General features: G+C 68.5%; 22 protein-coding genes. 5 read left to right on the forward strand and 17 right to left on the reverse strand.

From position 1 onward, the window contains the following. Position 1: 1 nt before the first annotated feature. The 11 genes from AC56KL_RS09130 to AC56KL_RS09180 all read right to left on the reverse strand — a co-directional run bounded on the left by AC56KL_RS09130 (position 2) and on the right by AC56KL_RS09180 (position 12041). A complete protein-coding gene (locus tag AC56KL_RS09130; RefSeq protein WP_497179832.1) occupies positions 2-478 on the reverse strand; it encodes a tripartite tricarboxylate transporter TctB family protein in 477 nt (158 codons plus the stop codon). A 72-nt stretch (positions 479-550) separates the two neighbouring features. Beyond that, a complete protein-coding gene (locus AC56KL_RS09135; RefSeq protein WP_497179833.1) occupies positions 551-1528 on the reverse strand; it encodes a tripartite tricarboxylate transporter substrate binding protein BugD in 978 nt (325 codons plus the stop codon). A gap of 375 nt (positions 1529-1903) precedes the next feature. Beyond that, positions 1904-4225, reverse strand: a complete 2322-nt coding sequence (locus tag AC56KL_RS09140; RefSeq protein ID WP_497179834.1) for a xanthine dehydrogenase family protein molybdopterin-binding subunit — start codon at positions 4223-4225, stop codon at positions 1904-1906. After that, positions 4222-5229, reverse strand: a complete 1008-nt coding sequence (locus tag AC56KL_RS09145; protein WP_497179835.1) for an FAD binding domain-containing protein — start codon at positions 5227-5229, stop codon at positions 4222-4224. The genes AC56KL_RS09140 and AC56KL_RS09145 overlap by 4 nt, the downstream gene beginning before the upstream one ends. Beyond that, positions 5226-5753, reverse strand: a complete 528-nt coding sequence (locus AC56KL_RS09150) for a (2Fe-2S)-binding protein (protein ID WP_497179836.1) — start codon at positions 5751-5753, stop codon at positions 5226-5228. The genes AC56KL_RS09145 and AC56KL_RS09150 overlap by 4 nt, the downstream gene beginning before the upstream one ends. A gap of 89 nt (positions 5754-5842) precedes the next feature. Continuing rightward, positions 5843-6628, reverse strand: a complete 786-nt coding sequence (locus tag AC56KL_RS09155) for a DUF2145 domain-containing protein (protein WP_497179837.1) — start codon at positions 6626-6628, stop codon at positions 5843-5845. Further along, complete coding sequence (locus AC56KL_RS09160) at positions 6628-7023, reverse strand: hypothetical protein (RefSeq protein ID WP_497179838.1); 396 nt, start codon at positions 7021-7023, stop codon at positions 6628-6630. The genes AC56KL_RS09155 and AC56KL_RS09160 overlap by 1 nt, the downstream gene beginning before the upstream one ends. A gap of 135 nt (positions 7024-7158) precedes the next feature. Beyond that, on the reverse strand, positions 7159-8748 hold the full coding sequence (locus AC56KL_RS09165) for a diguanylate cyclase (RefSeq protein ID WP_497179839.1): 1590 nt from the start codon (positions 8746-8748) through the stop codon (positions 7159-7161). A 231-nt stretch (positions 8749-8979) separates the two neighbouring features. Beyond that, positions 8980-9876: a formyltetrahydrofolate deformylase gene (purU, locus tag AC56KL_RS09170; protein WP_497179840.1), complete on the reverse strand. Its 897-nt coding sequence runs from the start codon at positions 9874-9876 to the stop codon at positions 8980-8982. A gap of 216 nt (positions 9877-10092) precedes the next feature. Then, the gene (locus AC56KL_RS09175; protein ID WP_497179841.1) at positions 10093-10839 is read right to left on the reverse strand and encodes a LytR/AlgR family response regulator transcription factor; all 747 of its coding nucleotides are present in this window, start codon (positions 10837-10839) and stop codon (positions 10093-10095) included. Then, a complete protein-coding gene (locus AC56KL_RS09180; RefSeq protein WP_497179842.1) occupies positions 10836-12041 on the reverse strand; it encodes a sensor histidine kinase in 1206 nt (401 codons plus the stop codon). Before AC56KL_RS09180 ends, AC56KL_RS09175 begins: the two co-directional genes overlap by 4 nt. A gap of 190 nt (positions 12042-12231) precedes the next feature. Between AC56KL_RS09180 and AC56KL_RS09185 the strand changes: the two genes are divergently transcribed. Beyond that, positions 12232-12741 (forward strand): GNAT family N-acetyltransferase, encoded by a 510-nt coding sequence (locus tag AC56KL_RS09185; RefSeq protein WP_497179843.1) that lies wholly within the window; start codon positions 12232-12234, stop codon positions 12739-12741. Here AC56KL_RS09185 and AC56KL_RS09190 read toward each other — a convergent pair. From AC56KL_RS09190 to AC56KL_RS09200, 3 genes are all read right to left on the reverse strand, one after another. Next, complete coding sequence (locus AC56KL_RS09190) at positions 12707-13195, reverse strand: hypothetical protein (protein ID WP_497179844.1); 489 nt, start codon at positions 13193-13195, stop codon at positions 12707-12709. The two genes, AC56KL_RS09185 and AC56KL_RS09190, sit on opposite strands and share 35 nt — an antisense overlap. Before the next feature lie 109 nt (positions 13196-13304). Continuing rightward, positions 13305-15188 (reverse strand): putative bifunctional diguanylate cyclase/phosphodiesterase, encoded by a 1884-nt coding sequence (locus tag AC56KL_RS09195; protein WP_497179845.1) that lies wholly within the window; start codon positions 15186-15188, stop codon positions 13305-13307. A gap of 100 nt (positions 15189-15288) precedes the next feature. Next, complete coding sequence (locus AC56KL_RS09200; protein WP_497179846.1) at positions 15289-15810, reverse strand: ankyrin repeat domain-containing protein; 522 nt, start codon at positions 15808-15810, stop codon at positions 15289-15291. Between the two features lie 91 nt (positions 15811-15901). On the opposite strand from AC56KL_RS09200, the gene AC56KL_RS09205 reads away from it, so the two are divergent. Beyond that, positions 15902-16087 carry a hypothetical protein gene (locus tag AC56KL_RS09205; protein WP_497179847.1) on the forward strand — a complete coding sequence of 62 codons (186 nt, stop codon included), beginning with the start codon at positions 15902-15904 and terminating at the stop codon, positions 16085-16087. Next, the gene (locus AC56KL_RS09210) at positions 16071-16772 is read left to right on the forward strand and encodes a pirin family protein (RefSeq protein WP_497179848.1); all 702 of its coding nucleotides are present in this window, start codon (positions 16071-16073) and stop codon (positions 16770-16772) included. The genes AC56KL_RS09205 and AC56KL_RS09210 overlap by 17 nt, the downstream gene beginning before the upstream one ends. Before the next feature lie 46 nt (positions 16773-16818). Here the strand turns inward: AC56KL_RS09210 and AC56KL_RS09215 are convergent, their stop codons facing one another. Next, positions 16819-17769, reverse strand: a complete 951-nt coding sequence (locus tag AC56KL_RS09215; RefSeq protein ID WP_497179849.1) for a LysR substrate-binding domain-containing protein — start codon at positions 17767-17769, stop codon at positions 16819-16821. A 171-nt stretch (positions 17770-17940) separates the two neighbouring features. On the opposite strand from AC56KL_RS09215, the gene AC56KL_RS09220 reads away from it, so the two are divergent. Both AC56KL_RS09220 and AC56KL_RS09225 read left to right on the forward strand, forming a co-directional pair. Beyond that, positions 17941-18543, forward strand: coding sequence for a DedA family protein (locus tag AC56KL_RS09220; RefSeq protein ID WP_497179850.1), 603 nt, complete (start codon positions 17941-17943; stop codon positions 18541-18543). 109 nt (positions 18544-18652) lie between these two features. After that, a complete protein-coding gene (locus AC56KL_RS09225) occupies positions 18653-19795 on the forward strand; it encodes a hypothetical protein (protein WP_497179851.1) in 1143 nt (380 codons plus the stop codon). 75 nt (positions 19796-19870) lie between these two features. On the opposite strand, the gene AC56KL_RS09230 is transcribed toward AC56KL_RS09225, so the two are convergent. Together AC56KL_RS09230 and AC56KL_RS09235 are read right to left on the reverse strand one after the other, a co-directional pair. Continuing rightward, on the reverse strand, positions 19871-23398 hold the full coding sequence (locus AC56KL_RS09230) for a hybrid sensor histidine kinase/response regulator family protein (RefSeq protein WP_497179852.1): 3528 nt from the start codon (positions 23396-23398) through the stop codon (positions 19871-19873). Between the two features lie 15 nt (positions 23399-23413). Then, positions 23414-25678, reverse strand: coding sequence for a TonB-dependent receptor (locus tag AC56KL_RS09235; RefSeq protein WP_497179853.1), 2265 nt, complete (start codon positions 25676-25678; stop codon positions 23414-23416). Positions 25679-25987 lie beyond the last annotated feature (309 nt).

A 25987-nucleotide genomic window follows, 5' to 3' on the forward strand; every position in this document is an offset into this window, starting at 1 on the left:
CTCAGCCTCCTCCCAGCCACGGACCGACGACCGGCATCGGCAAGCCGAGCAGCTTGACGAACAGGACGACGGCGAACAGGGTCAGGCCGGCCGCCAGCAGCAGGCTGGGGACGAGCTTGAATTTCGGGCTGGCATACGCGCTCAGCAGGACCAGCAGGAAGGCTGCCACGGCCAGGCCGGCGCCGCGCATCAGCACGCCGAACAGCAGCACCGCGCCGAGGATGATCGCGATGTTCTTCAGGTAGAACTTGCCGATCGCATCGTGGGGGGCGGAGGCGCGGCCGATAAACGCGCGCAGCATGGCGAGCAGGCCGACCAGGGCGAGCAGGTAGCCGAGCGCGGTCGGGAAGTAGCCCGGGCCCATGCGGCCGGCGGTGCCCATGCCGAGTTCGCGCCCGAAATAGACGGCGGCGAGCCCGACGCTGATGAAGATGATGCCGATCCAGAAATTCTTCGGATGGCGGACGATGGAAGCCAAGCGAACCCCCTGTTGCTGGTGATGGAGAAGGGCTGCGCAGCGGCGCAGCCCGCGGCCGCGGGACTGGCGGGATCAGTCGGCGTACTGGCCGGCCTTGGTGATGATCGGGCCCCAGCGGTCGATCTCGGCCTTCAGGTGCGCGCGCAGGGCTTCCGGACGGGCGCGGCTGTCGGCCACCGGCTCGGTGCCGAGGTCGGCGAAGCGCTTCTTGACGGTCGGATCCTTGAGCGCCACGCGCAGGGCGTTCGACAGGCTGTCGATGACCGGTTTCGGCGTGCCTTTCGGCGCATACAGGCCGTGCCACACGGCCACCTCGAAGCCCGGCAGGCCGGCTTCGTTCATGGTGGGGACGTTCGGCATCGACGCCAGGCGCGCCTTGGTGGTCACGCCATAGACCTTCACCTTGCCGCTCCTGATCTGGCTGGTGGTGTTGGTGGTCTGGTCGCACATCAGGTCGACCTGGCCGCCCAGCATGTCGTTCATGGCCGGGCCGGTGCCCTTGTACGGGACGGTGGTCAGGTCGACCCCGATGGCGGTCTGGAACAGCATGCCGCACACGTGCGAGGCCGAACCCAGGCCGGCGTTGGCGTAGGTGACCTTGGCCTTGTTCGCCTTCACGTAGGCCAGCAGTTCCTGGAAGTTCTTGGCCGGGAAGTCCTGCTTGGCGATCAGGGTCATCGGCACATCGGTGATGAGACCGATCGGCTCGAAGCTGTCGACCGCGTTGTAGCTCAGCTTGCGGTAGAGGGCCGGCGCCGTGGCCTGGCCGATGTGGTGCAGGAACAGCGTATAGCCGTCGGGGGAGGCCTTGGCCACGCGGGCCGCGCCGATGGTGCCGCCGGCGCCGCCGACATTCTCGACGATGATCTGCTGCTTCAGCGTGTTGCCCATCGACTGGGCCACCAGGCGCGCCACGGTGTCGGTCGGTCCGCCCGCCGCGAAGGGCACGACCATCGTAATGGTCTTGGCCGGGTAGTTCTGGGCGGTAGCGCCGGCCGTGGCGAAGCCCAGGGCAATGGCTGCGGCGCAGCGCAGGAATGTCGTTTTCATCGGTGTCTTCCTCCAAGCTCGATTGTTTTGGGTATATCAGGTCGGGCAGCGCGCAAACACAGCAAGCAGCGGACACTTTCCAGGCCACGACGAACCCGGCTGGCTCGGATGGAACGCGTGCATACGCAAGCTCGTTTTACCAGCAAATAGATGGATGTGCAACTACGTGGAAACCCGTAGAACGGGCCCGGAAACGATGCGGAACGCGGCAGAGATACCGGATGCGCCGCATGCTTCCTGCATGGGTGGCCGGGTTCGCCCGGCCACGGGTTCAGGCACGCCCCGGGGCAGATGCGCAGGCTGCTCGCCCGTGGGTTGAACGCGCGGTCGGCGGAGCCGACCACCCTACGGCAGGATATCGCCTTCGGCGACCCGCTATTTGGCCTGGCGCGGTGCCGGCACCGGAATCTGCTGGTCGCCGAGCAGGATCTTGTCGGGCGTGATCGGCGTGCTGCGCAGCCTGCGGCCGGTGGCATGGAAGATCGCGTTGCTGATCGCCGCCGCCACCGACACGATGCCGATCTCGCCCACGCCCTTGGCCCCCAGCTGCTGGCTGACGACGCGGTCGTCTTCCATGGCGAAGATCACCTCGATGTCATGGACGTCGGCGTTGGTCGCCACGTGGTACTCGGCAAAATTGTGGTTCATGAAGCGCCCGAAACGGTGGTCGGTGAAGCTCTCCTCGTGCAGGGCCTGGCTGATGCCCCACACCACGCCGCCGATCACCTGGCTGGCCGCCGTCTTGGCGTTGATGATGCGTCCCGCCGCCACGGCGCTCACCACCCGCGTGACGCGCACGATGCCCAGCTTCTCGTTGACGCGCACCTCGCAGAAAACGGCCGAGTGCACGGCGCGGGTGTACTTGCGCTGCCTGAGCAGCGCGGGCTTCATGAAGAATTTTTCCTCGATGCGGTCGACCCCGGCCGCCGCCAGTACCGCGCGCAGGGGCACGGCGGTCTCCGGACGATTGCGCAGCTGCACCAGGCCATCGGTGAATTCCAGGTCCTGCCGGCGCGCCCTGGCCAGCGGCGAACCCGGCATCTTCCTGAGCAGCTTGACCAGGCTTTTCTTGAGCTTGTCGCAGGCGCCATGCACGCCGCTGCCTACCGTCGCCACGTGCGAGGAGCCGCCCTCGACCGGGGCGAAAGGCAGGGTCGAGTCGCCCAGCTGGAAGCTGACGCGTTCCAGCGGCAGGCCCAGGCTCTCGGCGGCGATCATCGACATCACCGTGTAGGTGCCGGTGCCGATGTCGGAGGCGGCGCTGCTGACCACCAGGCGCCCATCCGCATGGTACACGGCGCTTACCCGCGCCAGCATCACCAGCGAATCCCACATCCCGGTCGCCATGCCCCAGCCCACCAGTTCCTCGCCCTCGCGCATGGAGCGCGGCTCGATCGGCCGGTCTTTCCAGCCGAAGCGGGCCGCACCCTTGTCGTAGCACTGGCTCAGTTCCTTGCTGGAGTAGGGCTTGTCCTCGAGCGGATTGCGGTCGGCATAGTTGATGCGCCTGAACTCGAGCGGGTCCATGCGCAGCTTGTAGGCCAGTTCGTCCATCGCCACCTCCAGCGCATGCATGCCGTTGGCGGCGCCGGGCGCGCGCATGTCGAGCGGCGAGTGGCGGTCGTGCGCCACCAGCTGGTAGCCGAGCCGGATGTTCTTGCAGGCGTACAGCTGGCCCGACCAGTTCACCACCACTTCGACGAAGTCTTCCAGGCGCGAGGTCTCCTGGATGGCCTCGTGGACGATGGCCTGCAGCTTGCCGTCCGGGTTCGCGGCGAGCTTGACCTTCTGCCAGGTTTCCGGGCGGTGGCCGAAGCTGAACATCTGCTGCCGGGTCAGCACCACGCGCACCGAACATTGCAGCATCAAGGCCGCCATCACGGCCAGCGTCAGCTGGTACTGCGGACGCAGGCCGGAGCCGAAGGCGCCGCCGACGTAGGGATTGCGCACGGTGACCTTGTCCTTCGACAGGCCGAACACGCGCGAGACGTACCAGCGGTTGTTCTGCGAGCTCTGGGTCTTGTCGTAGATGGTCAGGTGCCCGTCCTCGCCACGGACCACGGTGGTGGCGTGCATCTCCATCGGGTTGTGATGCTCGACGCCGTTGTAGAACTGCGACTCGATCTTGACCGGCGCCGCGTCGAAGGCCTGGTCGGCGTCGCCGGTGGAGCTGGGCGGCGTGAAACCCGGCTTGAACGGGCTCGGCTTGTAGGCCTGGTCGAGCGAGGCCAGCAGATCGGTCTCGTGCGGCTCCTGCTCGTAGCTCAGCTCGACCAGCTGGGCCGCATGGCGCGCGGCTTCGAAGCTGTCGGCCACGACGAGCGCGACCGGCTGGCCGCTGTAGAAGATCCTGTCGCTGAACAGCGGACGGAAGGGCGAGCCGGCGGGCGCCGTCATGTCCTTGTAGGCCAGGTCCCAGGAGCGCAGCCTCGGGCGGTTCAGGTGGGTGAGCACATCCACCACGCCGGGAACGGCAAGCGCCGCCCCGGTCTCGATGTGCACGATGCGACCCCGGGCGATGGCGCCGCTGACGACGACGCCGTAGCGCAGGCCCGGGGCCTCGTGCTCGGCCGCATAGCTTGCTTCACCCGTCACCTTGGCGCGCCCGTCCACGCGCGACACCGGCATGCCGCTGCGCACCTGGCCCGTGCCCTCGGGCGCGGTCGGGGTACGCAGTTCCGGAATCAATTCGCTCATCCTCGTTCTCCCTTCGCATGGTCGGTGCCGCGGGCGGCGGTTCGCAGGGCCTGTTCGATGGCGTTGCGAGCCAGCGTCAGCTTGAAGTCGTTCTCGCCATGGCCGCGCGCGCCGCGCAGCACGATGTCCGCGGCGGCCCCGAAAACGTCCGCGCCCGGCGCCTTGCCTTCGAGCGATGCTTCGGCCTCCTCGACCCGCCAGGGCTTGTGGGCGACGCCGCCCAGCGCGATGCGGGCGGCGCGAATCCTGCCGTCCTCGAGGTCCAGGGCGGCGGCCACCGAGACGAGGGCGAAAGCATAGGACAGGCGCTCGCGCACCTTCAGGTAAGTGGAATGGCCCGCGAAGCGGCGCGCGTCCGGCAGGGTGATGTGGGTCACCAGTTCCCCCGGCTCCAGGGTGTTGTCCAGGTCCGGACGGTCGCCCGGCAGCCGGTGGAAGTCGGCGAAGGGAATCTCGCGTGTTGCGCCAGGCGAGCGCACCTGCACCACGGCGTCCAGCGCGCGCAGGGCGACGCACATGTCGGATGGATGGGTCGCGATGCAGTGCTCGCTCGTGCCGAGGATCGCATGCAGGCGGTTCAGGCCTTCCCTGGCCGGGCAGCCGCTGCCCGGCTCGCGTTTGTTGCACGGTGTGCCGAGGTCGTAGAAGTAGTAGCAGCGGGTGCGCTGCAGCAGGTTGCCGCCGTTGCTGGCCATGTTGCGCAGCTGGGGCGAGGCGCCGGCCAGGATGGCGGCGCTCAGCAGCGGGTAGCGCTCGCGCACCAGCGGGTGATAGGCGGTGTCGGCGTTGCGGGCCAGCGCGCCGAGGCGCAGGCCGCCGCCAGGGGCGTCCTCCACGCCGTCCAGGCCCAGGCCGTTGATGTCGACCAGTTCGCCGGGCCGCATCACGCCTTCCTTGATCAGGTCGAGCAGGTTGGTGCCGCCGGCGATGGGACGCGCACCCTGCGCCAGGCGGGCCAGCGCGGCGTCCACATCGCCGGCGCGGGTGAAAGTGAACGGATTCATGCCAGCACCGGACCGGTCGTGAACGGCGCCTCGCCTTCGCCGGGCGTGCCCGCGATACCCATCACCTGCATCACGGCCTGCGTGATCTGCGGGTAGGCGCCGCAGCGGCACAGGTTGCCGCTCATGAGTTCGCGCACGTCGTCGACGCTCCTGGCCTGGCCTTCGGCGATCAGGCCGGCCGCGGAACACAGCTGGCCTGGCGTGCAGTAGCCGCACTGGAAGGCGTCGCAGTCGATGAAGGCCTGCTGCAGCGGATGCAGCGCGTCGCCGTCGGCCAGGCCCTCGACCGTGGTCACTTCGCAGTCATCGTGCATCACGGCCAGGGTCAGGCAGGAATTGATGCGCTTACCGTCCAGCAGCACGGTACAGGCGCCGCACTGCCCGTGGTCGCAGCCCTTCTTGGTGCCGGTGAGGCCCGCGCGTTCGCGCAGGAGGTCGAGCAGCGTCACCCAGGATTCGACCGAATAGCGGTGGTCTTGTCCGTTGATGCGCAGCCGCAGCGGGTAAACCTGGTGCTGGTCCATGGCCGTCCTTTCGTGTGCGAAGCCCTCACCTTAACCGTTCCGGCTTCCCGGTTCGGTTAGTTCGCACACCTACGACCGCGGCCCTCCGGTCAATCCACGGTCAGGGACCTGGCCCCCGGGTCGACCATGCGGACCATGCGCAGCACCGCGTCCGTCGACACGGTATCGATCTGGCCGGCCATGCGCCGGTCGTACGGGTGGTCGTCGAAGGCGACGTTGGCGCGGAACATGCGCGCTCCGAGCCGGGTCGCTGCGGGAATCTCTACGGTCGGCGGCTGGAAGCCGATCGAGCGCAGCCATTTCTGCGCTTCGGCGCGGGTCTCGACCTGTCCCGGCGGCGCCAGCGCGGCGGCGAGTGTCTCCAGCACCCACTGGTTGGAATTCTGGTACTGGGTCGAGTAGACGTAGGATAGCATGTTATAGCGCGGCTCGTGCAGTCGGACCGGCGTACGGGTGGCGACCAGCCGGGCCAGCCTGGCCTGGGTATCGGCGCCGGGGATCACCAGCTGCGCCTCGTGCCGGTACAAATCGGTGAGAAAGAAATTTCCCATGCCCTCATAGTAGAGCCCGGAGCTTGCCGTGCCGCAGTCGTTGAGTGCATGCATGACGGTCCAGCGGCCGCGCGGATGGTCGCGCATCGCAATCCCCATGTGCGAATAGCGCAGCCGGTAGCGGCTCAGGTCCTGGCCCGCGCGCGACACCAGCGCCACCTGGGCGCCGCTCGCGTCCAGCGCCTGCACGGTGCGCTGGGCCAGCTCCATCGACAGCACCACCTCGTGCGGGGCCAGCGGGCGTTCCGCGCAGGGCTGGCCGGCCAGCGCCGGCAGGCTGCACATCAGGACGGACAGGCCGGCGGCAAGTGTCCGGGGCCGCATCAGCGCGCCCTCGCGTGGTGCAGCAGGGCCTTGCCGGCTTCGTTCGGCAGGAAGGCGATCGCCTTGCCGGACATCACCAGCACCTGGCCGGTGGAGGCCGTCACGACTTCCAGCGTGGCGCCGGCAGCCAGCGACACGCCGCCCAGTGCCTTGCCCGAGAGCCGGACGGTGGCGCGGCTGGCGTCGGCGACGTTCTCCAGCACCAGCTCGATGCCGTCGCCGACCGTCCTGACGCTGGCCACGACCACGCTGCCGGTGGCCGCGGCGCTGAGGATCGTACCGCCGACCACCATGCCCGACAGGTTGGCGCTGGCGCTGGACAGCTCCGACTGGGCCGCCGCCTGGGTGGCGGCGCAGGCCAGGCCGAGCAGGGCGGCGAGGAAGATGCGTTTCATGGGGGGGGGGCTCCTTGGTTGACTTGCCGCCATCTTCATCAATCAAGCCGCCTGGGGCAAGGAAAGGAGCCGGAGTAGCGTGTTGCTGGCTTCGCGGTATCGCTTGCCGATACCGTTCGCAGCGCAGGATCTGCGCTAGGCGGCGGCCAGGGAATCGGGCGCAGGCGCGGATGCGGGCGCGGCGTACACGCTCACCGTGTTCTTGCCGCCGTTCTTGGCCCGGTACATGGCCTGGTCGGCCAGCGCGACCAGGTCGCCGGCATCGTCGCAATCTTCGGGGAAGGAGGCAATACCGATTGATGCGGACACGCGCGCCGTGCCGAAGCTGGTGTCGATGGGCTGGCCGATCAGCTCGCGTATCCTTTCAGCGATTTCCAGGGCGCTGGCGCGATTCGTGTGGGGCAGGATGGTGACGAACTCGTCGCCCCCAAGCCTGGCCCCGAGGTCGGCTCCGCGGATGCATGAGCGGATGCGTTCGGCCGTCCGCGACAGGACCTCGTCGCCGGCCGGGTGGCCGAGCGTGTCGTTGACGTGCTTGAAGCCGTCCAGGTCCAGGTAGAGCAGCGTGAGGGCGCTTTGCTGGCGCATCGACTGGCGTTGCAAACGCGGCAGCAACTCCTCGAGGAACAGCCTGTTGGGCAGACCCGTCAGGGCGTCATGCTGCGCCTGGTATTCACTGCTGCTCAGCTTGGCCGAAGCGCTTTCCAGCGCCTCGCCCAGCAGACGGGTCTCGACATAGGGATCGGGCGGCAATGCGATCTTCTCTGAACGGCTCAGGGATTCGGCCGCCGGAATCAAGGCCATGATGGCGCCCTTGATACGGCCCGATATCCGCGACGCCGTCCAAAGCCCGCCGCCCAGGCTCAGGCCCAGCACGGCGAGCACGGCGAGCAGCGACAGGTTCAGCCGGTGCAGCAGGCCGGCTTTCGGGATGCCGACCGCCACCGACCAGCCCGTGTAGCCAGAACGGGTATACGCGGCCAGCACCTCGATGCCTTCGCGCGTCACGCCGTTCAGCGTGCCATGCGGGGCGCGCTGCATGGCGCGCAACAGGTCGGGCGCGGCAGGCCGGCCGAGGAAGCGCGCGGAATCGTGCGACCTGGCGATGAAGCGGCCCGTCCGGTCGTGGATCGACACGATCCAGTGCGAGGGGCTGCCCTGATGGTTCAGCAGTTGCGTGAGGCGCGCCGGGTCAACCGTGGCCGCGAGGACCATCACGACCTGCCCATCGCGTACGACCGGCACCGCAATGGCCACGCGCGGCTCGCGTGCGATTGCGCCAACGAATACGTCGGACACCCCGGCCTTTGCCGTCCCGGCCACCCGGCGGGTCAGTTCCGGGCTGTTCGATGGGGGAAGTGGTGTGCCGAACGGCTTGAGCGTATTCATGAGCTGCTGTCCCGCCGGGTCTGTCAGGTAGACATTGTTGACATTTTCCAGGACAGGCAGGACCGATCGCGCGTGCAAGTGGAAACGGCGCAGGTCGCCGTTGGCGAGGTAGGGGGACGTTGCCAGTGTCGCCAGGCCGACCTGGATGCCCTTTACCGCGGTGTCGACGCTGACGGAGATCGATGCGGTGCGGCGCGCCGAAGAGGCGAAGATCTCGTCACGCGCGAAGTTGAAATGATAGACGACTGCCAGGATGGAAAGGAAACCTGCAGGTATCGTACAAATGCAGACGATCCAGCCCAAGGCGCGGCCAATGCTGGTAACTTTTCTTGACATGAATAGGGGACGGCGGACGCGACGAAAATTCTTGAGCTATGGAATCATATAGTGATTCTAGGAAAAAGTATTGGCATGCGAGGGAATATCACGACATCCCATGAGCCAGGCAGCTTTGAATTGCTGGATATGAGTCAATCGCGACGGAACTTGTCGTATTCTCGAAAGAAATGCCGAAAACGATGCGGGGTGCATACGGCGCCTGGCAGGCTACCAGGCGCTGGGCGCGCTTCATGGGCCGCGGAAGACGATTGTCTTGTTCCCGTGCAGGAACACCCGGCGCTCGATGTGGAACTTCACGGCGCCGGCCAGCGCCATGCATTCGTTGTCGCGGCCCACGCGCACCAGTTGCTCGGGACGGAAGTTGTGGTCCACCCGCGTGACCATCTGCTCGATGATCGGCCCTTCGTCCAGGTCCGGCGTCACATAGTGGGCGGTGGCGCCGATCAGCTTGACGCCGCGGTCGAAGGCCTGGTGGTAGGGCTTGGCGCCCTTGAAGCCGGGCAGGAAGGAATGGTGGATGTTGATGCAGCGGCCGGCCAGGCGCCGCGCCAGCTCGTCCGACAGGATCTGCATGTAGCGCGCCAGGATCACCAGTTCGGCCCCGGTTTCCTCGACCACCTCGAGCAGCCTGGCCTCCTGTTGCGCCTTGTTCTCCCTGTTCACCGGCAGGAAGATGAAGCGGATGCCTTCGCGCTCGACCATCGGGCGCAGGTCGAGGTGGTTCGACACCACCGCCGTGACCGACATGTTCAGTTCGCCGTTGCGGCGGCGGTACAGCAGGTCGTCGAGGCAGTGGTCGTCCTTCGACACCATGATCACGGTCTTCACGGCGTCCGCCGGGTCGTGGATCTTCCACGCCATGTCGAGGCGGGCGGCGCAGCCCTCGCCGAACTGTTCGCGGATATTGCCGATGCCGGGTGAGCCGGCCTGCAGCCGGAACACGGCGCGCATGTAGAAGCGCTCGGTGGAGTCGTCGTCGAACTGCTCGAGTGCGCAGATGTAGCAGTCGCGCTCGGCCAGGAAAGTGGCCACGGCGGCCACGATGCCGATCCCGGCGCGGCAGCTGGCGTTGAGGATGTATTCGGTCGGCGCGTGCGGCGGCCTGGCGGTGTCGTTGGGGGTCATGCGTCGTCCTGTCGGTTGGTGGCCTGCGGTCAATCGAAACGGGGTGACGCCTGCGCTTTGCTGGCGGCGGGCAGGGCGCTGCGACGGGTGGCCGCGAGCCGGTGGCGCCGCCATGCAAGCCTCGTGGACGATGCAGACGTTGTCATTCTATTAGCATGGCGCAAGCCGCCGGGGCCGTCAAGACGTGCACGCTACTCGTGCCGGCCCCGGAAGGCCTCAATCGCGGAACAGATGGGTGAACGTGCGGCTCACCGGCAGCTTTTCCGCCGAGCCGCGCAGCAGCACCTGCATGCGCTCGGCGTCGAGCTTTTCGACCGCCGCGATGGCCTTGACGTTGACCAGGGTGGCGCGGTGGATCTGCCAGAAGCAGTCGCGGTCGAGCCCGCCAAGCAGATCCTTGAGCGGGATGCGTACCAGCGCTTCCGAACCGGCCAGCACCACGCGGGTGTACTTGGTGTCGGACTGGAAGAACAGCACCTCGTCGACGTCGATCAGGCGGATCTGCTTGCCCACCGTCGCCTTGATCCATTTCATCTTTTCGCTGCGGGCGCCGGGCAGGGCGGTTTTCAGGTGGCGCAGCAGGTCGCCCAGGTCGGCCGGCGCGTCGCGCAGCTTGGCACGGATGCGCGCCAGGGCGCGCTCGATGCGGTCGAGCTGTACCGGCTTGAGCAGGTAGTCGACGGCGCCGGCATCGAAGGCGTCGACGGCATACTGGTCGTAGGCGGTGACGAACACCACGTGTGCGCTGTCGCCGATGCGTTCGGCCACTTCCAGCCCGGACAGGCCCGGCATGCGGATGTCGAGGAACACCACCTCCGGCTCGTGCTCCAGAAAGCCGTCCCAGGCGTCGTTGCCGTTCTCGGCCTGCAGCACGATCTCGGCTTCCGGCCAGCAGGCGGCCAGCATGCCCGCCAGGCGCTCGCGCATCAGCGGTTCGTCTTCGGCGATCATCACGCGGGTCATGCGGCTTCCTTCGCCATGCGGGGGATGTTCAGCTCCGCGCTCAGGCCGGCCTCGGGATCGGCCTCGCGCAGCACCAGGCTGGCGCCCTCGCCATAAGCCAGTCGCAGGCGCTGCCGCACATTGTCCAGGCCCGCTCCGTCGCCCGGGGTGTCGCTCATGCCGACCCCGTTGTCGTGCACCGTGACGCGCAATCCCTCGCCGCAGCGCTCGACTGTCACGCGGATCTCGCCGCCGCGCAGCGCGGGCTCGATGCCGTGCTTGATCGCGTTTTCGACCAGGGTCAGCACGATCATGCTGGGCACCTCGGCGGACGCCAGCGCCTCCTGCAATACGAGCTCGAAGCGCAGCCGCGCGCCCATGCGGGCCTGCATCACCCGCAGGTAGGACTCGATCGTGGCGAACTCGGACTTCAGGCTGACCTGCTCGCAGCGCATGTCGCTGAAGCTGGCGCGCAGGAAGGCGATCAGGTCGGCCGTCAGGGCGGCGGCGCGCGGAGCGCCGTCGGCGGCCAGCTGCTGCACGGCGCCCAGGGTATTGAACAGGAAGTGCGGTTCGATCTGGGCGCGCAGCATGCGCAGCTGCGATTCGCTCAGCTCGCGCGCCAGGCGCTCGCGTTCGGCGTCGCGCTGCAGCGTTTCGAGCAGGGCCGCATGCTGGCGGCGGCGGTAGACGGTGATGACCAGCAGCGGCGCCGTCGCCAGTGCACCGATGATGGCCACGCGCGGCAGCATGTGCCAGAACATCGGCAGTTGCTCGGCCAGCGGCCTGCCGTCCGCCAGCGCGATGCCGACGAAGGCTCCCGTAGCGCCGCACAGCATGCCGACGATGAACCGGCGCCAGTTGCGGAATGACTGGCTGGCGTTGAACCAGACGCCGATGCCGCCGAAGACGATCGCGAAGCCCAGCACGTTGCAGGCGACGATGGGGGCGATCCAGCTCTTGCCGGTGGCCAGGGCCAGCAGGGCGCCGGCCAGCGTGAAGCAGGCGCACAGCTTGGCAACCGCGATCCACAGGCGCCGGCCGCGGTAGGTGAGCGAGAACTCGCGCATCTGCCGGCGCTCGATCGGCGACAGGGCAGCGATGCTGTCGGCGAGCTTGCGCCGGTAGCCGGAAGGCACCTGGGCGGCCAGCTCCGGCCGCTCCATGATCGCCAGGTGCTCCTGTTCGAGGTCCTTGTACCAGTCAGTGATCTTGCGCCACATGTTGCTCTCCTTGCTGTCGAATATAAGGCAATGTGGGCAGTCTAGGAAAGCATCGGGCGGCAGGACAGCGCGGCGCGACGAACGACGAAGCGGCGGCGACGAACGACGAATCGGGGCCGACGCCGTGCTACCATGCCGCCCTTTGACCCACGTTCCCATGCGGCCCGCAGTCCCATTCCACATCCGCGCCATGCACCCCGCCGACCTGGATGCCGTCCTCGGCGTGCAGGCGGCGTGCTATCCGCCGTCGATGCAGGAGGCGCCGCAGGTGGTGCTGGCGCGCATCCGCACGGCTGGCGACACCTGCGTGGTCGCGCAGGACGAGACGGGCGTGTGCGGCTACCTGTTCGCCTATCCGGGCCGGATGGGGAACATCACGCCGCTCGGCGCCCATTTCGTGCCTGCCCCGGGTGCCGACACGCTGTACCTGCACGACCTGGCGGTGGATCCGCGCGCGCACGGGCGGGGCCTGGCGCGACGGCTGGCAGCGCACCTGCTGGACGCAGCGAGGGGACGGGGATTCGGCTTCTCCGCGCTGGTGTCGGTGCAGGACAGCGCCGGCTTCTGGACTGCGCTCGGCTACGCACCCTGCGCGACCGGCTGCCCGGATGCACACGCCGCGTTGGCGAGCTATCCAGGCATCGCCTGCTACATGGTGCGGCCGCTTACTGGACCCGGCGCACCTTCGCCGAATTGTTAGTGCCTTCGACCTTCAGGAACAGGGTTCCGAACAGGTTGCGCTCGATGGTGACCTTGGGGTTTTGCGTGCGAGGCAGCACCGCTTCGCTGCCGTCGATGACGCGCCACACCTGGCCGTTGGCGAGGCGGATCTGCGAGCCGGGGCCCCAGCCCTGGAAGTCGCCGACCACCGTGCTGGTGATCGACTTCGGCTGCTCCTCGCGCTGCTTCCTGGCTTCGATGCCGAAATTCTCCTCCTTGCTGCCCATCGGCGCGGCCGCACCAGCAGGCGCCGCGCCGGGACCTGCGGTCGCGGATGCGGCTGCCGGCCGGGCGCCCAACTGGATGGCGTCGTAGCAGGCCAGGCGCGCGCCGCTGTCGGCGAGCGAGCGGCACTTCAGGATGGCGGCGTCGTCGGCCAATGCGGCGCCGGACAGGAGCAGCAGGGACAGGGGCAACAGCGGCATTGCTTTCATCGTTTTCCTCTGGATTGTTACGCAACCCATGGATTATACGGCGAAGGAACAACAAAAAAGTCGGAACCAGGGTCCCGCCAGACCAGGAATCCTGCCAGCGCCGGCCAGGCTAGCGCTCCGGAGGCGCGTACTGGAGGATGAAGGCAGGGCAGTCAGACGCCGCCAGCGGGCGGGCGTAGTAGTAGCCCTGGATCTGGTCGCAGTCCGCCTCGCGCAGCGCCGCGACCTGGTCGGCATCCTCGACGCCTTCGGCGATCACGGCCAGCTGCAGGCGGTGCGCCATCGCCACGATCGCCTGCACGATGGCGGATGATTCGACGCTGATCGCCATGTCTTGCACAAAAGACTTGTCGATCTTGAGCTTGTCGAGCGGGAGGCGACGCAGGTAGCTGAAGCTCGAGTAGCCGGTGCCGAAGTCGTCGATGCTGAGCGACACGCCCAACGCGCCCAGCCCGCGCATCACGACCACGCTGCGTTCCGGATCGGCCATCGACACGCTTTCGGTCAGTTCCAGTTCCAACAGTTCGGGGGGCAGGCCCGATTCGGCCAGCAAGCCGCCCACCATGGCGATCACGTCGCTTTGCAGGAACTGGCGCGCCGACAGGTTGACAGCGACCGGCGCCAGCGGCAGGCCCTGTTCGCGCCAGGCCCCGAGCTGGGCCACCGCGGTGCGCATGACCCACTCGCCAATCGCCACGATCAATCCGCTTTCCTCGGCGATCGGGATGAATTCGTCAGGTGCGATGGTGCCGTACTCCGGGTGGCGCCAGCGCACCAGCGCCTCGAAGCCGGCCAGCTTGCCGGAACGCAGATCCACCTTCGGCTGGTACTGGACGAACAGCTCTTCTTGCGCGATCGCGCGCCGCAGATGGCTTTCCAGGGTCAGGCGGCGGGCTGGCGCGGTCCGCAGGCCGGGCGTATAAGGCAGCATGGCCCCGCGGCCCAAGGTCTTCGCATGGCGCAGTGCGGTAACGGCGTTGTTGAGCAGGGCATCCGCATCTTCGCCGTCCTGCGGCAGCAGCGCGCTGCCGATGCAGCAGGTGAGCGCGATCTCGCCTCCCGGCGTCGGGATCGCCCGGCTGGCCGCCGCCATGATCCGGTCGAGCGCGCGAGGCAGGGTAAACCCGGGTTCGGGATGCTCGCCGCGCGCATGGAGCAGGACCAGGAATTCGTCGCTGCCGGCGCGGGCCAGCATGTCGCCTTCGCGCAGCAGCGCCTGCAGGCTGGTGGCCACTCCAACCAGGATGTCGTCGCCCACGCGGTGACCGAGCAGTTCGTTGAAATGCTTGAAGCGGTCGACATTGATGCAGGCAACCAGGGCCTGGGTGCCCTCCGAGCGCCACAGCGCGATGCTGCGCCCGATGGCGCGCAGCATGGCCTGGCGGTTCGGCAGCCCGGTCAACAGGTCATGCGCGACCAGCCATGCCAGTTCGCCCGCCCCCGGGCCGCCTGGCGCCTGCGCCGTGTCCTCCAGGCGCTCGCTCAGGGACTGGGCCGCCATCGCGAGCTGGCGGTGGTAGACCAGCTGCTCGACCATGCGCGCCAGGTCGCGCAGCGCGTCCAGGTCTCCCGGGCCAAGCTGGCGCGGCTTGCTGTCGATGACACACAGCGTGCCGATCTTCTTGCGGTCCACCGAGTACAGCTGGACGCCGGCGTAGAAACGCAGGTTCGGCGAGCCGGTGACCAGCGGGTTGTCGACGAAGCGCGCATCCTGGGCCGCATCGGGCACCACCAGCGGTTCGTCGGCCAGGATCGCGTGGGCGCAGAACGAGACCTCGCGCGGCGTCTCGCAGGCGTCCAGGCCGATGCGCGACTTGAACCATTGGCGGTCCGTGTCGATGAGGGACACAAGGGCGATCGGCACCCCCAACAGGCGGGCCGCCGTGCGCGTGATGCGGTCGAAGCTTTCTTCGGGGGCGCTGCCGAGCAGCCGGGTGGCGTGGAGAGCGGCCAGTCGCTGGGCTTCGTCCAGCGGAAGTCGGGGTCGTTCCATGTGCTTGCCTTGCCGAATCGATGGGTTCTTTTAATGTATTACGCCAGAACCACATATAGTTTGCAATCTTGTCGCAGGCAAACGAACGCAGCTGTCGTGTTCAGGCGAGCACTGCCAGCAGGGCAGCCGTGTCGTGCGCGCCCATGCGCTGCGCTGCGGCCAGCGCCGTGACGCCGTCGGCATCGGGGACGGCCGGGTCGGCGCCGTGCGCCATCAGCAGGCGCACGATGTCGGTCCGGTTGAACATGGCGGCGAACATCAGCGCCTGCTTGCCGTTCGGCCCGGCCGTGCCGACCCGGGCGCCATGCTCCAGCAGCAGGGTGGCCACCGCCAGGTCGCCCTTGAAGGCGGCGCCGGCGAGCGGGGTCTGGCCGGCATCGTTCATCAGCTCAGGATCGGCGCCCCGTACCAGCAGCACCCGCGCCGTGTCGACGTGTCCGTGGTAGCTGGCCAGCATCAACAGGCTGTCGCCGCGTTCGTTGCGCAGATTGGGCGGCAAACCCTGGTCCAGCAGGCCGGCCATTGCCGCGGTGTCTCCCGCGCGCGCATGCTGGAACACCCGGCGCACGAAAGCCAGTGTCTCGTCGTCGAGCCCGGCGGGGTCGGGGCGGGGTGGCTGCATCGCAGGCTCCATCGAAACGGTCATGTGCGGATTAGAGCACAGGGAGGCCGCCCCGGTGCACACGCTTCCCTTGAGCGCTACGCTTCCATGGATGATCGAAAATTTCGATGGATGGCCGGTAAATTATCCGTTTTTCAGTGGCGAGTACGGCGCGCATAATGGCTCCATCGCATCAGGCGAAGTCGGCGCAAGGGCCAGGGAAGCGGGGCCCGGCGAAGATCAGGCGCTTCGATGGTCTAACTACGAAAAAGGAGAACACCATGTTGAACATCCGTAAAAGCAATGAACGCGGCGCCGCCAGTTTCGGCTGGCTCAAATCGCAGCACAGCTTCTCGTTCGGCCACTACCACGACATGAAGCACATGGGCTTCGGCCCCCTGCGCGTCATTAACGAAGACCACGTCGCCCCGGGGCGCGGCTTCGAATCGCATGGTCACCGCAACATGGAAATCATCTCCTACGTGCTGGACGGCGCGCTCGAGCACAAGGACAGCATGGGCAACGGATCGGTGCTGCGCTACGGCGACGTGCAGCGCATGAGCGCGGGCAGCGGCGTGGTGCACAGCGAGTACAACCACTCGAAGGACGAGGGCGTGCACTTCCTGCAGATCTGGATCGAGCCGAACACGACGAACGAGCCGCCCGGCTACGAGGAAAAGCACTTCGACGCCGCCTCGAAACAGGGCCGCCTGCGCCTGATCGCTTCCGGCGACGGGCGTGACGGTTCGGTCTCGATGCGCCAGGATGCGGCGATCTACGCCACCATCATGAACGGCGAGGACCGGCTTGCGCATCCGCTCGCGGCGAGCCGCCAGGCCTACGTGCATGTGATCCGCGGCGCCGCCACCGTCAACGGCCTGCAGCTGGCAGGCGGCGACGCGCTCAAGATCACGGGCGAAGACGCGGTGCGCCTGGAGCGGGCGGAAGCGGCCGAGATCCTGGTCTTCGACCTGCCGGCCTGAGGCAGGGGCAGGCGCCAGCCCGCGGACAGGCGACGCACGGCCTGCTCTATGCCGCCCGGTCCGCCTGCGCACGTTGCGCCTCGTGGCAGTGGCGCGTGATCATGCGGGCAAAGGGCGCGCACTCGCGCATGCGCCTCAGCCACCAGGCCAGCGCGGCGCCTTCCTCGCCGCTGCGCCAGGCCAGATAGAAGGTCTCGTCGGGCTTGGGCTCGACCGTCTCCTTTTCCACCAGCAGCCCGGCCTCGATGGCGGGCCGGGCCCAGGCATCGGGAAGGAAGCCGACGCCAAGCCCGCGCAGCTGGAAGGCATACTTGGTCTCCATGTCCGGCACCGCCAGCGTGTCCTGGCCGAACAGCAGGCCCACCGTGCGCGCACCTAACTGGCGCGCCGAGTCCGATACCGCCACCACACGGTGCTCGAGCAAATCGGCCTTCTCGAGCGGACGGTCGAGGACGGCCAGCGGGTGCGAGGGAGCCACCGCGAACACGAAACGGCTGCTGCCGATCGGCTCGGCCGTGTAGCCGCCGCCCGATGGGCCTCCGCCGGCCGCACCCACCAGCAGGTCGACGCGGCGGTCGAGCAATGCATCCCAGGTGCCGGACAGCACCTCGCTCACCAGGCGCAGCCGGGTCTGGTCGGCCACGCCGTAGAAGGCTACGATGTCAGCCTGCAGGCCGCTTGGGGACAGCATCGAATCCATGCCGATCGCCAGCTCGGTCTCCCAGCCGGAGGCAACCCGCCGCACGCGCGACTCCAGGTCGCCGGCGGCGCGCAGCAGGTAGCGTCCTTCCTTGAGCAACTCCTTGCCGGCCGCCGTCAGCGCCACTTTCGGTCCGAAGCGGTCGAACAGGCGCACGCCCAGGTCATCCTCGAGCTTGGCGACCGTATACGAAATGGTGGAGGGAACGCGAAACAGCTCCTTCGCGGCGCCGGCGAAGGAGCCCTTGCGGGCAATGGTTTCGACGATCTCGAGTGCATCGAGGCTCAGCTTCAGCAATGGCAGTCCTTTATGGGTGTGTTGAACATTCCCGCGAATGAGCGCATGGTACCGGAGCCGGGCCGCCACGGCCATGGGCACCCAGCACGCGGCCTGGCGGGAACGCTTGCGGGCGCTGGCATTGTTGACAACATGCTAGGGTAGGGGCTGTCTTGTCTACAGTCATCCACCATGTTCGAATTCATCACCAGTTTCCTGGAAACGAGCGGCTATATCGGTGTCTTCCTCCTGATGGCGGTCGAGAACATCTTTCCACCGATTCCGTCCGAGCTGATCATGCCCTTTGCCGGCTTCGTCGTGGCGCGCGGCGACCTGAACCTGGTCGGCGTGCTGCTTGCCGGCACGGCAGGCTCGGTGGCTGGCGCCTTGCCCTGGTATTACGGTGCGCGCAAGTATGGCAAGGAGCGGCTCAAGCAGTTTGCCGACCGTCACGCGCGCTGGATGACGGTCACCTCCGAGGATATCGACAAGGCCATCGCGGCCTTCGACCGTCATGGACGCTCGGTCGTGCTGTTCGGGCGCCTGATCCCGGCGATCCGTACCCTGATTTCGGTGCCGGCCGGCCTCGCCTGCATGTCGTGGGGACAGTTCCTGTTGTTTTCCACGATCGGATCGCTGGCCTGGACCGGCGTACTGACGGGGGCAGGCTTTTTGCTTGAAAGCAATTTTGAACAGGTCGGCAAGTACCTCGACCCGGTATCGAAAGCCGTGCTGGGGATCCTGCTGGCCTGGTACTTCTATCGCGTGATCACCCACCGTCCGGCGAAAACCTGAGCGCGCCGCGCAGGTCCGGCGGCATTCCTGCCGCACCGCAGCACCCGGCGCCGCGCCCACGTTCGCGGCGATTGGGCTACACTCGGGCTGTTCGAAAGCAGGTCAGCCCATGAAGAACCGTTTGTTGGAAGACATCGACGACAGCCAGTCCCGCGTGTCGGCGCTCCCGATCCGCCCGGTCCAGCGTACTCCCGCTGCGCCTGCGCGCGAGCAGGATTTACCAGCTCCATCCCAAGCGCCGCCGCCCGCACAGGCCGACCGCCAGCGCGCGGGCGTCTGGCGCAGCCGACCGGCTGCCGCGCCGCTGCAGGTGCAGCCGCCTTGGCCTGATCCGACGTTGCCGCCGGACGCGCGGCCTCGGCGCGCTCACGCGTGGGAGCAGCCTGCGGCACAGGCGCCCTACATGGCCACCGACAGCGCGCCGGAACCGGCCTCCTTCTCCAGCCGCGAACCGGACTGGAACGTTCCACTCGAGCCCGCGTCGCCGCCCTGGACCGAACGCTGGGGCCGCAAGGCGCTGGGCTGGACTGCCGGGCTGGCCGCCGCCGTGGCGCTCGCCACCGTAGCGGTGTGGATGTACCGCGACACCCAAGTCGAGTCGACACTGGCGGTGGTGGCCGACCACAGCGCCGCGCGCCCCGCCCCTACGCCGGCTGTGGATGCGCCGCCCGCGCAGGGCGCATCCGTGGCGGAAACCGGGCCCGTGTCGGCGCCGGACGAGCCGCCGCCGCTCAGGATGCTGCCGCCCGAACTGCCGCCCGATACGCCGCCCGATACGCCGCCCGTGGTGCAAGCGCAGGCGCAAATGCCGAACCCGACGGCTTCAGCGCGCGAGCCTGCGGCAGCCGCGCGGCCGGCGCCATCGGCCGTAGCGACATCCCCGAAGCAGGCGGCGCGCGCCGCGAAGCCCGCCGCGAAGCCCGCCGCAAAGCCCGCCACAAAGCCTGCCGCCAAGCCCGCCGCCAGGCTCGCCGCAACCCGCGCTGCCGAACAGCGTAGCGCCGCGGCGCCTGCGAAGCGCAGCCGGCCGGACGCGCAGAAGCCTGCCTCCAGGCCGGTGCGCGAACGCGTGGTGGCGCGGGCTCCCGTGGCGCCGGAGCGCCCAGCCCCGCAACCGGCGGCCGCGCCGGCAGATCCAATCGACCAGTTCGCGGAAACCCTGCGCCTGTGCCGGGCGGCGGGCTACCACGCCAACGCCTGTCTCAAGCGCGGCTGCCAGGCAACCCGCTTCGGCCTTGTCTGCCGCGGTTGATCCCGCGGGCCGGCACAAGGGTCCAGGAAGGCCCTGGGGGGCCGTTTTGTTCGTTGTACTGGATCTCCACGCCGTTCATGCCATGCCCTCCAGATCGCGTTCGAGCGCGCTTGCGAGCGCCGCCAGCGGGCCTTCGGCCGCGGCGTATTCCAGCTCCCTTACCGCACGCCCCAGTTCGGCCAGCGTGGCCGTATGGGGCCCGTGCTCGAGCAGGGCTTCCAGCTCGGCCAGCGCATTGCCGGCGCGCGCGTCTTCGGCGCGCAGGTATTCCTGCAGCCGCGCCAGCACGGCGTCCGGCCGGGGCGGATCGACCGGACGTGGCTGCGCCGCATCCGCCAGCGACGACAGCGCCGCCAGTACCGATTGCGCCGCGTGCACCAGGCCCGGCACCTGCGCCGCCAGGCGCCCGGACTGGCCGTTGCGCAGGTCCTGCTCGAGACGCTGCGCCGCCGCCGACAGTTCGTAGGCGCCAACGTAGGCCGCGCTCGATTTCAGGTTGTGGGCCAGCGATTGCAGGCGCGGGAGGTCGCCGCCGTCCAGCGCTTCGCGCAGGATGCGCGGGACATCGGCGTATTCGCGCACGAAGCTGCTGGCGCGCTTTTCCAGGCGGCTGCGCTGGCCGTCCACCTTGTCCAGCGCCTGGCGCCAGTCCAGGCCCGGCACCGGCGGCAGCGCGCTCAGGAAGCCGGACGCGCGGCCCGCTTCGTCAGCCGCTTGCGCGCCGGGCGCCGGCGGCAGCGCGCGTCCCCGCAGGCGGACCGGGTCGATCCACTTGAGCAGGGTGCAGAACAGCAGGTCGGGATCGATCGGCTTGGTGAGGTGGTCGTTCATGCCCGCGGCGACACTCCTGGCGCGGTCGCCCGGCCGGGCATGCGCCGTCATCGCCACGATCGGCAGCTCGCGCAGGCGCGGGTCGAGGCGGATCGCACGGGCCGCATCCAGGCCGTCGAGTTCGGGCATCTGGATGTCCATCAGCACCAGGTCGTAGTCGCCGGCCAGCGCCATGCGCACCGCCTCGCGCCCATCGACAGCGACGTCCACCTGCATGCGGGCGGCGGCCATGAAGTCGAGCGCCACGTCGCGATTGTCGGCATTGTCCTCGGCCAGCAGAATGCGGGCGCGGTCCAGGCGCGGCAGCTCGGCCATCGCCGCAAACGCCGGGCCGGCCAGGTCAAGCATGCCCGCCCGGGGATGCAGCAGCTGCAGTATGCGGTGGTACAGCAGTTCCGGTCCGACCGGCTTGTGCAGGAAAGCGGCGACCGGCAGCTCGCCCTGCTGTTCGCGCACGGTATCGCGTGCGCTCGAGGGCAGCATCAGGACCATAGGCGGGACCTCGCCTGGGGCCGCCTGGCGGATGCGCCGGATCGTCTGGAGCCCGTCCATGCCCGGCATGAAGTGGTCCACCAGCACCAGTGCATAGGGTTCGCCGGCGGCGCGCGCGCGCGCCAGCGCGGCCAGGCCGTCCTCGCCCGAAGCGGCCGTGTCGGCCCGGATCCCGAGCCCGGCCAGCATTCCGGCCAGCGCCTCGCGCGCGGCGGCGCTGTCGTCGACCACCAGCACGCGCACAACCGGCAGCGGGGGCGGGCGCGACGCGCCGGCAGGCGGACCCGCATCGGCGACGCCGAGCGGAACCTCGAATCGGAACCGGCTGCCGGCGCCCTCGGCGCTGGCAGCCGAGATCGTGCCGCCCATCAGCTCGACCAGCTGGCGCGAGATCGACAGGCCAAGGCCGGTGCCGCCGTATTTGCGGGTAGTCGAGCTGTCGGCCTGGGTGAAAGACTGGAACAGGCGGCCTAGCTGCTCGGGCGTCATGCCGATGCCGGTGTCGGCGACCGAGAATTCGAGCGTCACCTGGTCGAGCGGGTCGCCGTGGCGTTCCAGCCGTTCGACGGCGACGACGATCTCGCCGCGTTCGGTGAACTTGGCGGCATTGCCGGCCAGGTTGACCAGCACCTGGCCCAGGCGCAGCGGATCGCCGAGCAAAAGTTGAGGAACACCGGGGCCGATCCGGAACACCAGTTCCACGCCCTTGGCCTCGCACTTCACGCTGGTGACGCTCGCCACGTGATCGAGCACGGTGTTCAGGTCGAATGCCTCCTGCTCGAGCGCCAGCTTGCCGGCCTCCATCTTGGCGTGGTCGAGGATGTTGTTGACGAGGCCGAGCAGGTGTTCGCCCGCGCCCAGGATCCTGGCCAGGTAAGTGCGCAACTTGGGCGGCGCCTCGCCCATCAGGGCCAGCCGGCTCATGTTGATGATCGCATTCATCGGGGTGCGGATCTCGTGGCTCATATTGGCAAGGAACTCCGACTTCATGCGCGCCTCGGCTTCGGCGCGCAGCATGGCCGCTTGCATGGCCTTGCCGCGCAAGCCGAGGATGCGCAGGAACATCAGCATGTCCACGGTCACGCCCAGTTCAAGCGAGTGCAGGGTCCAGAAGTTGGCCGGCAGCTTGCCGGCGACCATCAGCGACTGGACCACCGCGCCGCCCGCGCTGAAGAACCAGCTGAGCAGGAAGTAAGCGCCGATCGGATCGCGCTCGCGCACGCGGCGCAGGGCGCCGGGCAGGCCGAGGAACATCGGCGCGCTGCCCACGGTGACGGTGAATGCGATCATGGCCATGTACGAGATCAGGTCGAGGCACCAGAGCACGCCGACTACGCCGCACGCCGCCGCGCCGGCCCGCATGATGCGCCGGAAGCGCCGGTCGCGTCCCGGGCGCGCCAGAACCTGCTCCACGAACAGATAGGCTCCGCTTGATGCGACCATCGAGGCAAATCCCATCATGTGCCTGCTGATCCAGTCGCTCCCGCGCCAGAAGAACTGCTCGCCGATGCCGAACCAGACGATGGAGTACATGGTCAGGCCGCCCACGTACATGGCGTACTTGAGGTAGAGCGCGTCGCGCATGGTGAGCCACTGCCCGAGGCTGTACGCGACCAGGCAAGCCGCGATGCCCATCAGGACACCCTGCAGCATCTGTTCGGCCAGCGCGTCGCGGTGAAACGCGTCGGGCCGCATGAAGCTGACCGGCGCCACGCGCGGCCCCCTGGCCTGGACACGGACCAGCAGCGTGTACTCGCCGCCGGGGCGCAGGGTCAGTACGGTGGCAGGCACGCGTCCCTTGAGTGCGCCGGTCTCGTCGAGGCGGCGTCCGCTGCTGGCCAGCTTGCGCACCGATCCGCCTTCCTCCAGGTAGAACTCGACGTAGTCGAGGATGCCGAAGTCGATCTGCACCACCCAATCGCCGGGCGCGTCCGGCGCGATGCGGAAGGGAATGCGCATCCAGCTGGGGTCTTGCATGACGCCCAGCACGCCGTTGGCTAGCCGGGGCGGCGCGAAACGGTCGGCCGCCGCCAGCGCCCCCCGCGCATCGAGCTGCGCGCCTTCGTCGACCAGGACGGTGACGGCAGGCCAGGCGTCGACGCGGGACATGGCGCGTCCGAGTTCGAGCGGCGCCGGGCCGGCGGCGGCGGCGCTCGGGAGCGCGCCCAAGGACAGCACCAGCAGCACCAGCGGCACCAGCAGTTCCAGCAGCGTCGGGACGACGCGCGATGGCGCCGGCAGGCGGCGCAACAGGGAGGGCGGGCGGAGCATCTGGTTCATGGGCGCCCGGCCTCGTCAGAAGCGCAGGTCGAGCCGCAGGTCGGCCGTGCGCGGCGCCGACGGCGTGCTCATGCCGAAGCTGTCGATGAGGGTCGGACGCACCTTGTCCTCGATATTGCGCACACGCGCCAGCAAGCTCCATCGCGCGCCGTCAGGCTGCCACGACAGGGTCGCGTCGGTGCTCGTATGCGCAGGCACGTGGTAGCTCAGCAGCTGGCTCGGCACCGCCAGCACGTAGGCGGCGCTGGCGCGCCCGAACACGCCTCCCGTCAGCTGCCCGCCTGCCACCGGCAGGCGCTGCTGGTAGCCGAGCGCGAGCACGTGGGCGGGCGCGCGGTCCAGGCGCCTGCCCGCCCAGGACACCGTGGGCGTCGCCATGTAGTTCACGTAGCGGGCGTCGAGCAGCGTCAGGGCGTAGCTCAGGCGCCCCTGGGATCCGATCCGCAGCTCGCCATCGAGCTCGATGCCACGGCTGCGCGCCACGCCCGCATTGGTCGTCAGCAGGCGTGGCGCCCCGGCCACGATTGCCGTGCCGGTCAGCTGCAGGTTGGTGTAGTCGTAATGGAAGGCCGCAGCGTTCACGCTCAGGCGGCCGCCGAACAGGCGGGCCTTGACGCCCGCTTCCCAGGCGCGCAGTTCTTCCGGCTGGTAGTACAGGAATTCCGGGGTCACGGCCGACGCGGCCGGGCAGGCCACGCCACGCGCGCTGGTGCCGGCCACGCAGCCGTCGTTGAAGGCGCCGGCCTTGTAGCCGGTGGACAGGCTCAGGTAAGCCATTGCGCCCGGGGCCAGGTCGCGCTCCGCGGCGAGGCGCCAGGTGGTGCGCGCCGTACTGAGCTCGGCGGCGTTCAGCAGGCGGCGGTCGGTGCCCGGGTTGAAGACGGGGGCCTGCTGGAAGTCGGTCGAGCCGATGCGCGCCTTGTGATCGATCGTGCGCCGCGCGCCGGCGGACAGGCGCAGGCCGTCGCGCACGCGCCAGGCCAGGTGACCGAACAGCGCGCGGCTCCTGGCTTCGGTCACCAGCGGGAAGGAATAATAGGGCGGCAGGCCGGCCGGACGCAGGCCCTGGAAGGTATAGGTGGTGTCGGATTCCTCGCTGAAGTGGTACAGGCCAACCTGGGCGCCGAGCGGTCCGCCGCCATTGCTTGCCATGCGCAGTTCATGCGAATCCTGGGTGTTGGCGCCGTCGTAGCTGTTGATGACGCCGAGCGCGATCGCCGGGGTGATCCGGTAGTAGTAATTGTTGACCATCTGCTGGTCGATGTCGCGGCGCGAACCCAGGTAGTGGAGGGCGGCCGGTCCCAGGTTCCAGCTCAGGTCGGCAAGCAAACCGCGCACGCGGCGGTCCTGGACGCCCTGCACCGGCGCGATGTTCACCGGGCGGAAAGCGTTGGTCAGGCGCTGGTCGGTGCTGCCGGGACGCCACACGGGCTTTCCGGCCGCGACGCCGGTATAGAAATTGGTGTCGGGGACGGTGCGGTCGTTATTGCTGGCGGCCTCGCTGTGGTCGTAGCGCAGCAGCAGGGTCGCGTCGGGTCCGGCGGCGAGCCTGGCGCTCAGGCGGGCGTCGCGGTCGTCGCGGTCCATCCCGGGCTGGTGGGGCGTGCCCTGGCCATTCCTCAGGAAGGGATCCTGCCTGCGGGCGCTGACGGCGGCGCGCAGGGCCAGCGCGGCGCCCACGGGCACGTTGATCACGCCTTCGAGCTTGCGGTTGGCCCAGGCGCCGGCTTCGACGGCCACGCGGCCCTCCAGCCGCTGGACCGGGGCGTTCGAGATCACGTTGACCAGCCCCGCCGTCGTATTGCGGCCGTACAGCGTCCCCTGCGGGCCGCGCAATACTTCGACGCGGTCGACGTCGAGGAAATTGGCGGTCTGGGCGGCCGGGCGCGCGATGTACACGCCGTCGATCATGAAGGCGGCCGAGGGGTCGCTCTTGTCGCTGGTGTCGACGTTGCTGATGCCGCGGATGGTGACGCGCAGGCCGGAAAAGGCCTGGTCGACGTGTACGTTCGGGAGGCGCGCGCCCAGCGCTGCCGGGCTGTCGATGCCGAGTTCATGCAGCCGATCTTCCTGCATCACGCTGATGGCGATCGGCGTGCGCGAGGCCGGCGCAACGATGCGCTGCGCGGTCACCAGCACTTCCGGCACGGTATCCTGGCGCTCTCGCGCCGCTTGCGGGTCATCGGCCTGGCCGGCGCGGGCTGCTCCCACGTTCCAGGCAAGGCTTGCTACGCCGGCAGCCAGCAAGGTACGCGCCGGCCAGGCCTGCATTACTTTCATCTAGGACAACCCCCGAATTCTTCTCATACGTGCCCCGGGACGGGTAATCCCGCTTTGTCAGTTGACAACATTTGTTGCTAAGCTGGCATTCTAGCAGGTAGTAAAGATGGGCAATAGTCCTACAAAAGTATTTGAACGCAAGCTGGCGCACTGTTACAACATATAGAGCACTGTCGGCCAGGAATCGCCACGCTTGGCCAGCGGCGGCGGCCACGCGTGCGCCGCGCGTCATCAGATTGAATTATCTTTTGAGCAACAACACCGCAGCACCGAGACAGCACGAGACAGCGCCGGCGGCGCGACGAGGAG

The sequence above is a fragment of the Telluria sp. ZB4P34 genome, assembly GCF_059686055.1.

What these genes read in the sequence shown, in the direction of transcription:
- AC56KL_RS09195 (WP_497179845.1), bottom strand. Translation starts at nt 15,188, where the DNA reads ATGGAACGACCCCGACTTCCGCTGGACGAAGCCCAGCGACTGGCCGCT.
- AC56KL_RS09155 (WP_497179837.1), bottom strand. Translation starts at nt 6,628, where the DNA reads ATGCGGCCCCGGACACTTGCCGCCGGCCTGTCCGTCCTGATGTGCAGC.
- AC56KL_RS09220 (WP_497179850.1), top strand. Translation starts at nt 17,941, where the DNA reads ATGTTCGAATTCATCACCAGTTTCCTGGAAACGAGCGGCTATATCGGT.
- AC56KL_RS09145 (WP_497179835.1), bottom strand. Translation starts at nt 5,229, where the DNA reads ATGAATCCGTTCACTTTCACCCGCGCCGGCGATGTGGACGCCGCGCTG.
- AC56KL_RS09135 (WP_497179833.1), bottom strand. Translation starts at nt 1,528, where the DNA reads ATGAAAACGACATTCCTGCGCTGCGCCGCAGCCATTGCCCTGGGCTTC.
- AC56KL_RS09165 (WP_497179839.1), bottom strand. Translation starts at nt 8,748, where the DNA reads ATGTCAAGAAAAGTTACCAGCATTGGCCGCGCCTTGGGCTGGATCGTC.
- AC56KL_RS09235 (WP_497179853.1), bottom strand. Translation starts at nt 25,678, where the DNA reads ATGAAAGTAATGCAGGCCTGGCCGGCGCGTACCTTGCTGGCTGCCGGC.
- AC56KL_RS09180 (WP_497179842.1), bottom strand. Translation starts at nt 12,041, where the DNA reads ATGTGGCGCAAGATCACTGACTGGTACAAGGACCTCGAACAGGAGCAC.
- AC56KL_RS09160 (WP_497179838.1), bottom strand. Translation starts at nt 7,023, where the DNA reads ATGAAACGCATCTTCCTCGCCGCCCTGCTCGGCCTGGCCTGCGCCGCC.
- AC56KL_RS09230 (WP_497179852.1), bottom strand. Translation starts at nt 23,398, where the DNA reads ATGAACCAGATGCTCCGCCCGCCCTCCCTGTTGCGCCGCCTGCCGGCG.
- AC56KL_RS09150 (WP_497179836.1), bottom strand. Translation starts at nt 5,753, where the DNA reads ATGGACCAGCACCAGGTTTACCCGCTGCGGCTGCGCATCAACGGACAA.
- AC56KL_RS09140 (WP_497179834.1), bottom strand. Translation starts at nt 4,225, where the DNA reads ATGAGCGAATTGATTCCGGAACTGCGTACCCCGACCGCGCCCGAGGGC.
- AC56KL_RS09205 (WP_497179847.1), top strand. Translation starts at nt 15,902, where the DNA reads ATGATCGAAAATTTCGATGGATGGCCGGTAAATTATCCGTTTTTCAGT.
- AC56KL_RS09190 (WP_497179844.1), bottom strand. Translation starts at nt 13,195, where the DNA reads ATGAAAGCAATGCCGCTGTTGCCCCTGTCCCTGCTGCTCCTGTCCGGC.
- AC56KL_RS09200 (WP_497179846.1), bottom strand. Translation starts at nt 15,810, where the DNA reads ATGCAGCCACCCCGCCCCGACCCCGCCGGGCTCGACGACGAGACACTG.
- AC56KL_RS09225 (WP_497179851.1), top strand. Translation starts at nt 18,653, where the DNA reads ATGAAGAACCGTTTGTTGGAAGACATCGACGACAGCCAGTCCCGCGTG.
- AC56KL_RS09175 (WP_497179841.1), bottom strand. Translation starts at nt 10,839, where the DNA reads ATGACCCGCGTGATGATCGCCGAAGACGAACCGCTGATGCGCGAGCGC.
- AC56KL_RS09210 (WP_497179848.1), top strand. Translation starts at nt 16,071, where the DNA reads ATGTTGAACATCCGTAAAAGCAATGAACGCGGCGCCGCCAGTTTCGGC.
- AC56KL_RS09185 (WP_497179843.1), top strand. Translation starts at nt 12,232, where the DNA reads ATGCACCCCGCCGACCTGGATGCCGTCCTCGGCGTGCAGGCGGCGTGC.
- purU (WP_497179840.1), bottom strand. Translation starts at nt 9,876, where the DNA reads ATGACCCCCAACGACACCGCCAGGCCGCCGCACGCGCCGACCGAATAC.